Source organism: Shewanella sp. MR-4 (genome assembly GCF_000014685.1).
GTDB lineage: Bacteria > Pseudomonadota > Gammaproteobacteria > Enterobacterales > Shewanellaceae > Shewanella.
In genome coordinates, this window is the sequence record NC_008321.1 from 920,857 (window position 1) to 936,519 (window position 15,663).

Annotated in this window: 11 protein-coding genes; 8 read left to right on the forward strand and 3 right to left on the reverse strand. The window is 48.1% G+C overall.

Going from position 1 to position 15,663, the window contains the following annotated elements:
• Window positions 1-183 precede the first annotated feature (183 nt).
• On the reverse strand, window positions 184-1,446 hold the full coding sequence (srmB, locus tag SHEWMR4_RS04110) for an ATP-dependent RNA helicase SrmB (protein WP_011621585.1): 1,263 nt from the start codon (window positions 1,444-1,446) through the stop codon (window positions 184-186).
• 402 nt (window positions 1,447-1,848) lie between these two features.
• Between srmB and SHEWMR4_RS04115 the strand changes: the two genes are divergently transcribed.
• Together SHEWMR4_RS04115 and SHEWMR4_RS04120 are read left to right on the forward strand one after the other, a co-directional pair.
• Window positions 1,849-5,205 carry an MHYT domain-containing protein gene (locus SHEWMR4_RS04115; RefSeq protein WP_011621586.1) on the forward strand — a complete coding sequence of 1,119 codons (3,357 nt, stop codon included), beginning with the start codon at window positions 1,849-1,851 and terminating at the stop codon, window positions 5,203-5,205.
• A gap of 2 nt (window positions 5,206-5,207) precedes the next feature.
• Window positions 5,208-6,203 (forward strand): two-component system response regulator, encoded by a 996-nt coding sequence (locus SHEWMR4_RS04120; protein ID WP_011621587.1) that lies wholly within the window; start codon window positions 5,208-5,210, stop codon window positions 6,201-6,203.
• A 74-nt stretch (window positions 6,204-6,277) separates the two neighbouring features.
• On the opposite strand, the gene SHEWMR4_RS04125 is transcribed toward SHEWMR4_RS04120, so the two are convergent.
• The gene (locus tag SHEWMR4_RS04125) at window positions 6,278-6,988 is read right to left on the reverse strand and encodes a tRNA1(Val) (adenine(37)-N6)-methyltransferase (protein WP_011621588.1); all 711 of its coding nucleotides are present in this window, start codon (window positions 6,986-6,988) and stop codon (window positions 6,278-6,280) included.
• A 526-nt stretch (window positions 6,989-7,514) separates the two neighbouring features.
• Here SHEWMR4_RS04125 and brnQ point away from each other — a divergent pair.
• The 6 genes from brnQ to SHEWMR4_RS04155 all read left to right on the forward strand — a co-directional run bounded on the left by brnQ (window position 7,515) and on the right by SHEWMR4_RS04155 (window position 13,424).
• Window positions 7,515-8,930: a branched-chain amino acid transport system II carrier protein gene (gene brnQ / locus SHEWMR4_RS04130; protein ID WP_041408701.1), complete on the forward strand. Its 1,416-nt coding sequence runs from the start codon at window positions 7,515-7,517 to the stop codon at window positions 8,928-8,930.
• Between the two features lie 82 nt (window positions 8,931-9,012).
• Complete coding sequence (gene xerD, locus SHEWMR4_RS04135; RefSeq protein ID WP_011621590.1) at window positions 9,013-9,915, forward strand: site-specific tyrosine recombinase XerD; 903 nt, start codon at window positions 9,013-9,015, stop codon at window positions 9,913-9,915.
• A 150-nt stretch (window positions 9,916-10,065) separates the two neighbouring features.
• Window positions 10,066-10,791 (forward strand): bifunctional protein-disulfide isomerase/oxidoreductase DsbC, encoded by a 726-nt coding sequence (gene dsbC, locus SHEWMR4_RS04140; RefSeq protein ID WP_011621591.1) that lies wholly within the window; start codon window positions 10,066-10,068, stop codon window positions 10,789-10,791.
• Window positions 10,792-10,883: 92 nt separating this feature from the next.
• Window positions 10,884-12,608, forward strand: a complete 1,725-nt coding sequence (gene recJ, locus SHEWMR4_RS04145) for a single-stranded-DNA-specific exonuclease RecJ (protein WP_011621592.1) — start codon at window positions 10,884-10,886, stop codon at window positions 12,606-12,608.
• 38 nt (window positions 12,609-12,646) lie between these two features.
• Window positions 12,647-12,976, forward strand: a complete 330-nt coding sequence (locus SHEWMR4_RS04150; protein ID WP_011621593.1) for a hypothetical protein — start codon at window positions 12,647-12,649, stop codon at window positions 12,974-12,976.
• Window positions 12,977-12,989: 13 nt separating this feature from the next.
• Window positions 12,990-13,424 carry a GNAT family N-acetyltransferase gene (locus SHEWMR4_RS04155; protein WP_011621594.1) on the forward strand — a complete coding sequence of 145 codons (435 nt, stop codon included), beginning with the start codon at window positions 12,990-12,992 and terminating at the stop codon, window positions 13,422-13,424.
• A 463-nt stretch (window positions 13,425-13,887) separates the two neighbouring features.
• Here the strand turns inward: SHEWMR4_RS04155 and ahpF are convergent, their stop codons facing one another.
• Entirely contained in the window at window positions 13,888-15,465 is a 1,578-nt protein-coding gene (gene ahpF / locus SHEWMR4_RS04160; RefSeq protein ID WP_011621595.1) for an alkyl hydroperoxide reductase subunit F, read from the reverse strand.
• Window positions 15,466-15,663 lie beyond the last annotated feature (198 nt).

Below are 15,663 nucleotides of genomic sequence, written 5' to 3' on the forward strand. Positions count from 1 at the left end.
TTATTTTTGTAAATAAAATGTGTCGAAAGGTGATGTCGAGTTTTACGGTACGCCACATTTTTTTCACGACAGACAAGAATACGGACGATTAGAGTGTTTGGGTCACTCTGGTTTTGTTTGCTATGGAGACTTTTTGCGGCAAGTGAGCATAAAAAAGCCGCATTACGCGGCTTTAGGGAGTGTTTAAGATTGCTTCTTGCGGGCAATTTTACTGGCCTTTTTAGCGGCCTCTTTCTTGCTAGTTCGCTTCGCGGCTTCTTTGGCTTTCACTTTAGCCTTTTTCTTGGTTGGTACTCGAGCTTCTTTGTTCTTAGGGCGCAGTTCCTCAATGATACGGCGCTTAAGCGGCTGTTCGATATAACGCTCAATCTTACCGACAATACGCATATCGTGGGCTTCGGCTAATGAAATCGCTGTGCCTTTTGCACCAGCACGGCCAGTACGGCCAATACGGTGAATATAGGTATCGGCAGAGCGTGGCATATCGAAGTTAATCACGTGGCTGATATCGTCGATATCGATACCGCGTGCGGCCACATCGGTCGCCAGTAATACATTCACTTCGCCTTTGGTAAAGCGGCTTAGGGCTTGGAAGCGCTTCTTCTGCTCCATATCGCCACGCATAAAGGCGCAGGGAATACCGGCTTTAAGTAACTGACCTTCGAGGCTAGACACCACATCGCGAGTCTTCACGAATACGATGGCGCGTTTCACTTCTTCCTGCTTGAGCAGATGGCACAGCAGGGCAATCTTATGGTCTTTATCGTCGGCAAGGTGGATCCATTGGTGGATCTTGGCCTTCTCTTTGCGCGGAGCGTCGACATCGATTTCGATCGGGTCGTTAAGGACTTCGCGGGCAAAACGAATGACGCCGCTACCTTCGAGGGTGGCGGAAAACAACATATTTTGCTTACGACCTTGGGCTTCGAGGGCAATCGCCTTAACCACGGCAGAGAAGCCCATATCGAGCATACGGTCGGCTTCGTCGATGATCAATATGTCTACTGATTCCGCACTGAATTTGCCTTTGTCTAAATATTCCATCAGGCGACCTGGGGTCGCGACCAGAATATCGATATTGCCCTTTAAGGCTTCCTCTTGAGGCGCATAGGGTACACCGCCAGTGATAATGGCAATGTTTAGCCCTTGGTCAGTGGCTAAATGGCAGGCATAGCGGTGAATTTGACTCGCCAACTCTCGAGTCGGGGTGAGGATCAACACGCGCGCTTGGCCCGAATAACGGCGGGGGAAGTCGATTAAGTGTTGCAGCGCTGGCAATAAGAAACTGGCGGTTTTACCTGTACCCGTCGGGGCGCGCGCCAAAATATCCCGCTGCTCTAAGGCGTGCGGCAGGGTTTCTTGCTGGATGGTGGTGGGCGACAGGTGCCCCATGGCTTTAAGTGACTCTAATAAGCTAGGGTCAAGCTGAAAATCTTCAAATTGCATGCGCGGCGTCTCGACGAATAATAGCCAAGTATTATAAAGGTTATAGTCGTTAACTTAAATCATTTAATCGGATGGGGTTTACTTTTACGCGGTTTGGCCGATGAAGTACGGGTCTGCTCGCATGAAGGCGAGCTGATGCTAGTCGTTAGGGAGTGGGTTTTACCGTACTCTATTGCATTTGGAGGCAGACATTTTGCAAAAGATGTATAAGATAAAGAGAATATTGTAAAAATACCGGCTTTTGTTGAGGGTGTTCAAAGGATTGATGGGATGTTAACTGGAGTCTTAACAATAAATTGTGCCTATGGTTGATGAGTGCTATCCCATAGTTCCCCAAGTGTTAGCCCTGCTTGGATGAGTGTTTGAAGTGTTGGTTACGATTAGGTTTTACGTTTCTAAAACATGGGCTTAAAATATATGGCTTTTGATTGGTTTTCGCAGTTTTTTATTTCTTCCCAAGACAGCCTCTTGCTGAATGTCTATTACAATCCTCTGTTAGTGACAATCTCTATTCTGATTGCGATTTTTTCGGCTTTTATGGCCTTTCAGGTCACGACCCAAGCGGTGCTCAGCCAATCGAAATCACGCCAGCAGATCATGTTGCTGACGGGAAGCGTCGTCCTTGGCGGTGGTGTCTGGTCGATGCATTTTATTGGCATGTTGGCCTTCGATTTGTGTTCGCCCGTGACCTATGATTTCGGGCTTACTGCCCTATCCTTGTTACCCAGCATAGGTGCTTCATGGGTGGCGTTGAACTTGCTATCCAAGCCGAGTTTTAAGTTTTCCCAAGTGCTGATTAGCGGCATCTTAGTGGGGGCGGGGATAGGGACTATGCATTATGTGGGCATGGCGGCCATGGATATGGCGCCATTACTGCGATACGACCCGTGGATTTTTGCGCTGTCGATTGTGGTTGCCGTGCTACTGGCCATTATTGCACTTTGGGTTCGCACCGGACTGAATCAGCTTATCGCATCCAATATGAGTGCCATTACGAGCAATTTTATTGCCAGTATCGTCATGGGGCTGGCGATATCGGGCATGCATTACACTGGCATGGCGGCGGCACGTTTTGTTAAACCTGAAGGACTTGAGCTTAGCGAGCAGAGCTCGGAAATTTCATTCTATCTGGCGCTCGGCGTATCGGTTACTACCGTTATCATCATCTGTTTAGTGCTGATCGTGAATGTGATTTTTAAATATAAAGACTTGTCTTTGCTCGCAAAATCCAATGAAGACCGCATGCGCGCCATGATGAACACTGCCGTTGATGGCATTATTACCATCGATGGACAAGGCATCATAGTCAATGTTAACAAAGCGGTGACTACCATCTTAGGTTGGTCACCCGCCGAGTTACTGGGCGAGAATGTGAAAAAAATCGTGCCTGAGTCGATTCGCCCACATCACGATGGCTATTTAGCTCGGTATATTAACACCCGTGAAGCACAGATTATTGGCACAGGCCGTGAGGTTGAGGCGCAGCATAAAGCGGGGCATTCGGTGCCAGTGCGCCTCAGCATAGGTCATGTGATGCAGGGCAAAGCCCATTACTTTGTTGGGTTTCTTTCCGATCTCAGCCTGCGTAATGAGATGGAACAAGAGCTTAAAAACAATGAGGCAAAGTTTCGCTCGCTGATCACCAATATTCCAGGCATTGCCTACCGCTGTAAAAGTACTGAGGGCTGGCCCATGGTGTTTATTAGTGAAGCCGTGCTGAATATCACCGGCTATCCCGCCGAAGATTTTGAGCTTCCTCATCCTAAACGTTTCTTCTCGGATCTCTATTATCCCGATGATATAGAATCCATTTATGCACAGGCTCAGCCGCCGACCTTTTCGATGGAATATCGCATCATACGCGCAGACGGCGAAGTGCGTTGGCTGTTCGAGCATGGTAATTACATCCTAGATGAAACCAGCAATGAGGTATGGATTGACGGTTTCTTAATGGATATCACCGAGCGTAAGGTGATGGAGCAGGATCTAGTAACAGCCAAGAACAATGCCGAGCAGGCGGCTGCGGCCCGTGCTGCCTTCTTGGCCAATATGAGCCATGAGATCCGCACGCCTATGAATGCCATCATAGGCTTTAGCGATATTCTGTTGGAGTCGGTGTTAGATACTGAGCAGCACAAACAGCTCTCCACCATCAATCGCTCCGCCAAATCCTTAATGCATTTACTCAACGATGTGCTCGACAGCGCTAAGCTCGACAAGGGTAAATTAGAATTAGAAAACCGAGTATTTTGCTTAACCGATGAAATCGATACTGTGATTTCAACCCTGTGGTTGCAGGCGAAAAAACAGCGCTTATCCCTCGAGGTCGATATTGCTCCCTCTATGGCGGCGAACTTTATCGGCTCACCCGAGCGTATTCGCCAAGTGTTGATCAATCTGATAGGTAATGCCGTTAAGTTTACCTGTGAAGGCAAGGTCACGGTCAGTGTCTTCCCGCAAAACGACAATCTGGTTACCTTCGAGATTATCGATACAGGTATCGGGATGACACCCGAGCAGCTTAATCGGGTATTTGAGGCATTTGCTCAGGCGGATGCATCGATGAGCCGAAAATACGGCGGTACAGGCTTAGGAACCACAATTAGCAAACAGTTAGTTGAGCTGATGGGCGGTCAGCTTGAGGCTGAGAGTACCTTAGGGCAAGGCAGTACCTTCCGCTTTACCATTCCCTTGCAATCCAGCTCTGAACCGCTCGAGACCGAGCGCGCAGACCATGGCTCATTACCGCCGCTGACCCTGTTAGTGGTCGATGATATTCAGCAGAATATCGATCTCCTGTCCGTATGGTTGACCCGTCAAGGGCATAAAGTGATCACCGCCCGCGATGGTGAGCAGGCGCTGCTGCGGATGCAAAAAGCCGACATCGATATCACGCTGATGGACTTGCAAATGCCTGTAATGGATGGACTGACGGCGGCGAAGATGCGCCGTGAGCAAGAGGCTGAGTCCCAGTTGCCCCATATGCCAATCATTGCGTTAACCGCGAGCGTGCTTGAACAAGATAAGAGCGCCGCAGAGCAAGCTGGTATGGATGGTTTTGCCAATAAACCCATAGATTTTGCGCTGCTGACACGGGAAATTGCCCGAGTACTACAACTGAATCCGCCGCAAGCCGAGGCTGAATCTTTGCAGCCTTTAGGCAGTCAATTAGTCGATGAGGCCAAAGGCGTGAAGTTATGGGGCTCTAAACCACAATTTATCAAAGAGTTGATGAAGTTTATTGCCCAATGGCCAGAAAAAAGCCAAGCACTACAGCAGGCCATTAGTGAGCAAGATACCGCAACGATTAAACTCTTAAGCCATAGTTTGAAAGGTGTCAGCGGTAATTTGGGTCTATTGCAATGGATGAGCTACTTTGCGCAGTTAGAAAAGTTAACCCAAGCTGAGTCTCTCTCGTTTGAGGCCATGGAGGCTATCATTGCGAAAATCAGCGACTCCCTCGTGGAGATTGGAGATTATATCGAGAGCACCACTGTATCATCTGCTAGTGGATCCGAGCTCGCCCAATCGGGGACAGACGATCCCGCACAATTGTTAGCGCATATCGATGCTTTGCTCGCGTCAGTTGTTCATCATAGTTTTGATGAGTCTGATCTTGAGGCGCTTACCGCGCGTATTGATGAGCATTTGCGCCTTAGCGTGACGATAATTACCGAGGCCTTAGATAACTTTGATTTTGATATTGCCCATAACGAATTGCTCGAGTTACGGCGTATTATCACCGCGAATCAGGAGTAGCAATGCAGTCTGCATCTGAACATAAAAAAACCTTATTGTTGGTGGATGATGAGCCGGTTAACTTACGGGTGCTCAAGCAAGTGTTGCATCAGGATTATCATCTTATCTTTGCCAAGAGTGGCGAAGAGGCCTTGCGTTTAGCACAAACTGAACTGCCATCGCTGATCCTACTCGACATCATGATGCCCAATATGACGGGACTGGAAGTCTGTCAGTTGCTCAAAAATATCCCAGAGACTCAGTCTATCCCGGTGATTTTTGTCACCGCATTGAATGATGAGCACGACGAAGCAGCAGGCTTTGCCGTGGGCGGAGTGGATTACATCGTCAAGCCGATATCGGCCACCATAGTCAAAGCACGGGTGAAAACCCATTTATCCTTAGTGCAGGCCGATGAATTGCGTCGCACACGCTTGCAAGTGATCCAACGCTTGGGCCGCGCCGCTGAATATAAAGATAACGAAACTGGCACCCATGTGCTGCGCATGAGCCATTATTCTAAAATTTTGGCATTAGCCTATGGACTGAGTGAGGCACAGGCGGATGATTTATTGCACGCGGCGCCCATGCACGATATAGGTAAAATCGGTATTCCCGATAGCATTATGCTTAAACCGGGTAAGTTAACCGAAGAAGAATTCGCCATTATGAAAAACCATCCCCATATTGGCGCCGAAATTATTGGTGAGGCCGACTCTGAGCTGCTGCGGCTAGCCAAATCCGTGTCCCTAACCCACCATGAAAAATGGAACGGCACTGGTTACCCTAATGGGCTGAAAGGAGAGGAAATTCCGTTAGAGGGAAGGATAGTCGCCTTGGCCGATGTATTTGATGCACTGACCAGCAAACGTCCCTATAAAGAAGCATGGTCAATTGAGAAGACCATGGACTATATCCAGGAGCAGAGTGGTGTACATTTCGACCCTGAGTTGGTGCGCTTATTTACCGAGAACTTAGATAAAGTGATTGAAATTAAAAATAAATGGATAGATAGCTGATGTTGTAACAAGTCAATCACGTTCGTTAGTCGCTATGGATAAGGCTCTCTTTGGAGCCTTATCATTCAAACGAGTCAAAGCTTAAGATAAAAATCCTTGGTCAGTTCGATCATTTGCTCAGTGTAGTTTCCATCTTCCCCTCGAATGGTGAGGTCTGTGCGCTGATATGGCTCCACCTCCGTTTTACTTAACAGCAGCAATGCGCGATTCGCGGCTTTATTCTCTACACTTTTTACCCAGACTTCCCGCACGAGATAAAGAGCAGTGTCATTCAGACAGGCCTTAAAGCGTGCCAGGCTTTGGATTGGTAGGATTAGGCTGGCATATCCCTCAAACGATAGACACTGACTTATCGCATCGAGTAAGGGGGTAAAGCCTAAGGTCTCAGTGTGACGCGCCATCGCCCGGTGTTGTTCACTCGCCTTGGGGCCATGCTCAAAGTAGGGTGGATTGCAGATGATATGGTCAAAATATCCTTGATACTGAGCCAGTTGGCAAACGCTCTGAATATCCCCATGGACAAGCTGACATCTCTTCGCCCAAGGACTTTGAGTCATATTGTATCTACAGGCCGCTGCGGCTTTTTCTTCCAACTCGACAGCAGTGATCTGTCCTTGGCTGCGCTGCGCCGCCATTAAACTCAATAATCCGCTGCCCGCACCAATATCGAGTATGTTTTTTGCCTCAGCCAGCGGCGCCCAGGCGCCCAAGATAACGCCATCGGTGCTGACGGGCATGCCGCAATTAAGGTCGTCAATGTGGAATTGTTTAAAGGTAAATGCCATGGAAATTACATCATCAAGTGAATAATCACGATTTCGCGCAAGAAAGAAGAGGTTATTTTAAAGGGCATACCGCATATTCGCTAAGATTTTTGTGCCTGATACAAATAAGTTCATTCTTCCATTTAGATCTAGTTTTGGTGTTTTTTATGCTGTTTTAAGTCGAGTTTCACTTAAGTCACGGTTTAATTTATTAGATTAGTAACGCATTGTTAGCAGTTAATTAGCATTGGTGAGCTTTTTTAAGTAAAAACAATCTTGTCTGTTGTATTGGTTTTTTAATTCTGATATTAGTTTTGCCCCCATTTTTAATCAATTTTATGATTAACGGATAGGTGAACGGGTTTTTAGGTGAATAAATCGGCAGTGAAGCCAATTTTTAGTTCATTTTTGTTTATAAACTCAGCAGATATCGCACATATTTACCACGGAATTGTGTAAACATAGATTTGCACTCCGGATGGGCTTTGTTTTAGCTATGGCTAATCGACACATAATCACTTAAGTTTATTAAAAACAATAAGACAAGATGGGGCTTTCCGTGCAAGACAATCAGATGAGTATCGGGGATACATTAGGCTTAGGTTTTATGACCTTTGCATTTTTTTTGGGGGCGGGTAACTTAATTTTTCCACCCTTTGCGGGTATGTTGGCCGGGGAGAATATGTTCCTTGCCATGTTAGGTTTTCTCATCACTGCCGTAGGTTTACCTTTAGTCGGGCTCATTGCTGTTGCTAAGGCTCAAGGTAAGGTTATGGCAATGCTGCCAGTGTTTGCGGCAACCGCATTGGCCATCGCGATTTATATCATTATTGGGCCCGCGTTTGCGGCGCCACGTACCGGCCTTGTGGCCTATGAAATCGGTGCAAAGCCCTTTATCGATAACACGACTGCGACCATTATGCTCGGCAATTTATCGCTTAATTTGTCGCAGTTAATCTATACCCTGTGCTTCTTTACCGTGACTATGCTACTGGCATTGTTCCCCGGTAAATTACTCGACAGCGTCGGTAAAGTATTAACGCCTATCCTATTGTTATTGCTGGTAGGTTTAGCCTTATCTGTGGTGTTTTTACCCGCAGCAGATGTAGGTGTGGCCGTGGGTGACTACCAAAACCATCCGCTGACCAAAGGTATCCTCGAAGGCTACAACACCATGGATACCCTAGCGTCGTTGATGTTTGGTATGTTGATTATCGATCTGCTGCGTAAAAAGGGGATCGACCAACCTAGCGCGCAGACTAAATACTTGATCCGTGCAGCCTTTATTGCGGCGGCAGGTCTGGCATTTGTTTATGTGTCTCTGTTCTTTTTAGGTGCGACGGCGGGTGATATTGCCGTAGGTGCTAAAAACGGTGGCGAGATTTTAACTAACTATGTGACACGTGAGTTTGGCAGTTTAGGCGCGGTATTACTGTCTACCGTTGTGACCTTAGCCTGTTTAACCACGGCGGTCGGTTTAGTGAGTGCCTGCTCAGAGTTTTTCAATGAGTTGATGCCAAAGCTGTCTTACCGTTTCTTGGTGGTTGTACTCAGCGCTATCTGTGCCTTGATTGCGAACGTGGGGCTGTCTCAGCTGATCGCTATCAGTATTCCTGTGTTGATGGCAGTTTACCCTGTGGCTATTACCTTAGTGGCGGTAACTTTCTTGACCGAATACTTCCCGCGTCCACAGTTTGCTCACCGTGCTGCACTGTCTGTGGCACTGCTGTTTGGTATTTTCGATGGGATGAAAGTCGCGGCGAAAGGCCTCACAGGTGAAGACGGTAAAGGCATCACCGAAGCGGCGCAGAGCTTTATCGATATGGTGAGTGGTATGTCTCCCACACTGTCGATTTTACCTCTGTATGAAGAGGGGATGGCGTGGTTACTGCCAACCTTAGTCGTGATCGTGCTGTGTTTATTGTTTGGCCGCGGTGGTGCGAAAGCGGTCAGCGCGGCATAAACAAGACGCTGCCACAAGCAGAACAATTGAGTTAATATCAACGGCGTATCCTTAGAATACGCCGTTTTTTTATGGAGTTTTTGTGGCTAAAACCTATCAGTGCGATCCGCTTATCGATGCCTTTCTCGATGATCTTTGGTCCAGTAAGGGCTTAAGTGATAACACCTTGAGTGCCTATCGCACCGATTTACGCCATTTTGACCGCTATCAACAGAGCCAAGGCCTGCGGTTAATCGAGGTGGTGCAAGCCGATGTGCGCGCCTATTTAGCCTACCGAGTCGAACAACAATTTGCCCGCACCAGTAGCGCACGTCTACTTAGCAGTTTACGGCGTTTTTATACTTATTTATTGCAGACCAAGCAGATTGCTGGCGATCCTATGGCGCTGATCGAATCGCCCAAATTGAGTCGGCAATTGCCAGATTCCTTAAGTGAGTCACAGGTCGATAGATTGCTGGCCGAGCCCAATGTGGACGACCCAGTTGAGTGCCGTGATAAAGCCATGCTTGAACTCTTATATGCGACTGGATTGCGGGTGAGTGAGCTGGTGGGGCTCACTCTGGAGCAGATGAGTTTGCGCCAAGGTCTAGTGCGGATTGTGGGTAAGGGCGGTAAAGAACGGTTAGTGCCTATGGGCGAGCTGGCCATTACCGAGGTTGAACGCTACTTAAGCTCTGCGCGCCATGAGTTGTTGGGCAATGTCCAGTCCGATGTGGTATTTCCATCTAAGCGCTCGCAGATGATGACGCGGCAAACTTTCTGGCATAGGATCAAGCTCTACGCGAGCCGTGCCGGCATCGAAACTGAACTTTCACCCCATACCCTGCGCCATGCCTTTGCGACCCACTTACTCAACCATGGCGCCGACCTTAGGGTGGTACAATTACTCTTAGGTCACAGTGACTTATCGACGACTCAAATTTATACCCATGTGGCGCGAGCGAGATTACAAGAGCTACATCAACAGCATCATCCTCGTGGTTAAGTTGGATCCTTCACAAAACCGCGAATGGTTGAATTTAGTTACAGTATAAATTTGCATTCTATCTAGCTTGTCTGTAACTTTTTGCCCCCATACAGGGTCTAATAAGATGACCCATATGTCGCAGTAGCGATTTACTTAATAGGAAGTCCCATGAAGTTGACCCGAGCATTATCTTTAGTTTTCGCGCTTGTTGTTGCGCCTCTGGCCAGCGCCGCTACGGCGACCACTCCCGACACTGCTGCGATTAAGCAAAAACTCAGCGAGATGTTAGACGTTGAAGTGATTTCAATGCAGGATTCACCGATCGAAGGTTTATATCAAGCCATGACCAACCGTGGCGTGCTCTATATCAGCCGCGATGGTTCAAAACTGTTCCACGGTAATTTATACGATATTGATAAGGGCATGAAAAACCTGACGGAAGCGGCGCTTGCTGGCCCTCGTCTGGCGATGATGAAGCCGCTTGAAGATCATATGCTGGTATATAAAGCCAAGGATGAAAAACACGTTGTGACTGTGTTTACCGATGTGAGCTGTGGCTATTGCCGCAAGTTACATAGCCAAATGGCCGACTACAACAAGCTCGGCATTACCGTGCGTTACTTAGCCTTCCCACGTGCTGGTGTACCATCTGCCAATGCCGATGAGATGCAGGCTATTTGGTGTGCTAAGGATCCATTAAAGGCCATGACAGAAGCTAAGGCGGGCAAAAAAGTGTCTGCCGCGACCTGTGATGCCAAGATTGCCGAGCAGTACGAGCTAGGCACCAGCTTTGGCGTTAACGGCACGCCTGCAATCGTATTGGAAGACGGTAATATGATCCCAGGATATCAACCACCTGCCGATCTACTGCGTACCTTAGAAGCTCGCAAATAATCCTGTTTCGGATAAATTTATCCCATTAAAGGTGAGCTTAAGGCTCACCTTTTTGTTATCTTAGCCCCATGATTGCTTAAGAGTTTGCTCCCTTGATCCATAAGATAGTCCGTCGTCCAACCGTTGATGATAGCCATTTACCCGCTCACCTTCCGCCGTTATTAAGACAGCTTTACGCCCGCCGTGGTGTTATGCCCAACGAATGCGAACTGGTGCTCAAAGGCCTGTTAAGACCCGATACAATGAAGGGCTTAGAACAAGCAGCTAAGCTAATTGCCGATGCGATGCAGCAGGATAAGTCGATACTGATCGTCGGCGATTTTGATGCCGACGGTGCTACCTCGACCAGTGTGTGTTTGTTAGCGCTGAGGATGATGGGCGCGAGCAAGGTCGATTATCTGATCCCCAATCGTTTCGACTACGGTTATGGTCTGAGTCCTGAGATTGTCGCCGTGGCGGCATCCAAACAGGCAGAATTACTTATTACTGTAGATAACGGCATTTCCTCAATTGAGGGCGTGGCCGCCGCCAAAGCCTTTGGCATGCAGGTGGTGATCACCGACCATCACTTACCCGGCCATGAGTTACCGGCGGCCGATGCCATAGTGAATCCCAATCAGCCCGGTTGTCAGTTTGCCAGTAAATCCATTGCTGGCGTCGGGGTCGCCTTTTATCTGATGACGGCGCTTAGGGCAGAGCTGCGCGCTCGTCATTGGTATCAAGCCCGCGGCATTGCTGAGCCTAATCTCGGTACTCTGCTGGATATTGTTGCCCTTGGCACTGTGGCCGACGTGGTGTCGCTCGATGCCAACAATCGTATTCTGGTCGAGGCGGGATTGCAGCGGGTACGCAGTGGTCGATGCCGTGTGGGCATTACCGCCTTACTCGAAGTGGCCAAACGTAATCCTGCTCGCATTGTTGCCTCGGACTTTGGCTTTGCCGTGGGGCCTAGGCTTAATGCCGCTGGCAGACTGGATGAAATGGCGCTTGGCGTTGAAACCCTGCTGTGCGAAGACATCATGTATGCAAGGCGGATGGCGGCAGAACTCGATAGTCTCAACCAAGAGCGACGTGAGCTTGAGGTCGGGATGCAGCAAGAGGCGCTGAAAAGTCTTGAATATCTAAAGCTTAATGAAGAGCAACTTCCGTGGGGTATTGCCCTCTTTCAAGAGGATTGGCACCAAGGGGTTATCGGTATTCTTGCTTCGCGGATTAAAGATAAATACCACAGACCCGTTATCGCCTTTGCCGATGCGGGTAATGGTGAAATTAAAGGCTCGGCGCGCTCCATCAAAGGCTTGCATATGCGCGATCTACTGGAGTTGGTTAACTCGCGCCATCCTGGGCTTATCAGCAAATTTGGCGGCCATGCAATGGCGGCGGGCTTGACTTTAAAGTCCGGTGGCTTCGCAACCTTTGCTAAAGCCTATGATGATGCGGTACGTGAACTGTTAAAGCCTGAGCAGCTCACGGGTGAGCTTTGGTCCGATGGTGAATTAACACCGACGGAACTTACCCTCGAAATCGCCCAGTTACTGCGTAATGCCGGACCTTGGGGTCAGTCTTTCGAGGAGCCATTATTCGATGGTTATTTTAAGATTATCCAGCAGCGGATCGTGGGGGAGCGCCACCTTAAATTAGTGCTTGAAACCCCATGCAGTACCGTGATGTTAGACGCGATTGCTTTTAATGTGGATTTACACACTTGGCCCGATGCGACGATTCAACATGCGTGCATCGTCTATAAGCTGGATGTGAACGAATATCGCGGTAATTTCACCCTGCAGTTGATGGTCGAGCAAATCGAGCCAATGTAGTCAGTGATTGCGTGGAAGTAAGATGAAAAGGAGTTCAGTTGAAGCCGTTATCGGATAAAAAAATTCGTCAGTTACTCAAGCGTTTTGCCTGGATATATGCGGCGTTTTTGAGTATTCCCTTTCTGTCAGCACTTTTGACGACCAAGGAACAGGGCCAAATGCTGATTATCGGCATTTGGCCTGCGGCTTCACTGCTTTACTTTTTGGCTTATCGTCATCTCGCCCATTTATTTAAATATGAAATCAATCGCCACTTGGCATTTACTAACCATGGCGGCGGCACTCTGGCAGGAGCCTTGTATTCATTAGCTAAATTAGTGTTATTTGCCATGGCTTTCATGTTATTGGTAAGCGTCAACAACAGCTAAATCGAGGCGAGTGATGGAATACCGGGTCAGCACAGCGCAAACGGAAATGGATTTTGAGCTTATCCATGGTTTTATTTACAACAGTTATTGGGCGCAGGGTATGCCGCCAGAACTCTTGCGAAAGGCGCTTAGTAACAGTTTATGTTTTGGGGTGTTTGATAAAGATAATCAACAGCTTGCCTTTGCGCGACTGATTACCGATAAAGCCACCTTTGCCTACCTTGCCGATGTGTTTGTCCTCGAATCTCACCGTGGCTTAGGTTTAAGTAAGATGATGATGGCAGCAATTATGGAACATCCTGATCTGCAAGGATTAAGGCGCATAATGCTCGCCACCCGCGATGCCCATGGACTCTATTCGCAGTTTGGTTTTAAAGCGGTCGATACACCAGAAACCCTAATGCAAATAAGGCTTGAGAACCCATACCTAGATTTATCCAGTAAATAGGCATGGTACTCAATAAATGATTTCCTAGGGGATGTGACGAAGTGGAATGTCCATTTGATAAGTATGGGTGAATCAAGGTGAAAGGATTAAGAGCTTTTATAAGGGTTGCTTATTTATCATTCTTGTATGTCATTTACCTGACTTTAGGGGGCATTCTTTTTGCGCTGCTTCGAACTGTGATGAGTGAGTTTGGAAATTTCACTGAGTTCATTCATATTTTTCTCACTATGACTATCGTAATAGTGATTCCTTTTTGCTTATTCGGTTTGGTTTTAGACTTCTTTAGGATCAGAGCATATTGTGTTTTGGTTCGGAGGTTAAATATGAAATACAGTTATTTCTTATCTCTGGACACTAAAGAGCAAGAAGCTTTAGCTCGTTCTTTGTGAAGAGTGTTATTTCTCTAAGACAACAAAAAGCCAGCATCAGCTGGCTTTTTAGTGAAGGGATTAATCGTTAACGATTAAGCCGCTTTAGTCGCTGTGGTTTCGGTACTGTCATCGCTATGGCGAATTAAGTAATCAAATGCACCCAGTGAGGCATTGGCACCGCTACCCATGGCGATGATGATTTGCTTGTAAGGTGAGTTAGTCACGTCACCTGCGGCAAATACGCCTGGTACTGAGGTCTGGCCGCGCTCATCGACAATGATTTCGCCGCGAGGAGTCAAATCCACAGTGCCTTTTAACCATTCGGCATTGGGCACTAAACCGATTTGTACGAAGATACCAGCCAGCGCGATATGATGGCTTTCACCCGTTGCACGGTCGGTGTAGTTCAGGCCGTCTACACGGGTACCGTCACCTGTTACTTCAGTGGTCATCGCCTGAGTAATGATTTTTATGTTACCCATAGAGGCCGCTTTACGTTGCAGCACATCATCGGCGCGCAGTTTGCTATCGAACTCGAGTACTGTGACATGCTCAACGATGTTGGCTAAGTCGATGGCCGCTTCGATACCTGAGTTACCGCCACCGATCACTGCAACACGTTTGCCTTTAAATAATGGGCCGTCACAGTGTGGGCAGTAGGCTACGCCTTTACCGCGGTATTCTTTCTCGCCGGGGACATTCATTTCGCGCCAGCGGGCACCGGTTGCCAGTAGTATGGTACGGCTGCGCAGTTTAGCGCCGCTTGCCAGTTCGAGTTCGAATAAACCATCGCTCGCCAGTTTAACGGCTTTTTGGTTATCCATGATATCGACTTCGTAGTCACGCACATGGGCTTCAAGGTTTGCCACCAGTTTTGGACCTTCAGTCGCTTTTACCGAAATAAAGTTTTCGATGCCAACGGTTTCGGCGACTTGGCCACCGAATTTATCGGCCACCACACCGGTACGCAGACCTTTACGGGCAGCGTAAATCGCTGCCGCAGCACCCGCGGGGCCACCACCGACGACTAAGACTTCGTATGGGGCTTTTTGGCTGAGTTCTTCCGCTTTGCGGCTGGCCGCGCCAGTATCGAGTTTGTTTAAGATCTCACCAATGCTGATGCGACCCGCGGCAAAGACTTCACCGTTCAAGTACACAGACGGTACGGCCATGATATTGCGACTGGCAACTTCATCTTGGAACAGGGCGCCGTCGATCATCACGTTGGTGATGTTCGGGTTAATCGCCGCCATCATATTCAGCGCCTGAATCACATCAGGGCAGTTTTGGCAGGTGAGTGACACATAGGTTTCAAACTCATATTTGCCAGGCAGATTACGGATCTGCTCAATAATTTCGTCGCTGAGTTTGATGGGGTGTCCACCCGTGTGCAGCAGGGCTAACACGAGTGAGGTAAATTCGTGACCCATAGGCAGACCAGCAAAGCTAATCTGAGTATTGAGTTCTGGGTTAACCACTGTCATCGCTGGCGTGCGGGGGCCTTGAGCTTCTTTGAGGCTCACTAATGTTGAAAGGCTAACGATGTCATTGGCTAAGCTTGTTAATTCTTGAGACTTTCTGCTTTCATCTGCTGACACGACAAGTTCAACTGGTCTCTTGAGGTTTTGCAGATAGGTTTGCAGTTGATTTTTTAAATTCGCATCTAACATGATGACTCCAAAATCAGTATAAAAAATTGAAAAGAGAGAAAAACGCGAGGGTGCCAACCTAGAACCTTGCAGGGGGCGGTTATCTCTTCCTATTTGGCACCGCAGTGGCGTTGGCTGCATCACTTACCCCAATCACTTAGCGACTAAGCTCATGGGGATTCGTGCAATTGCCACCTTACTGCGGTACCAACTAGCTTG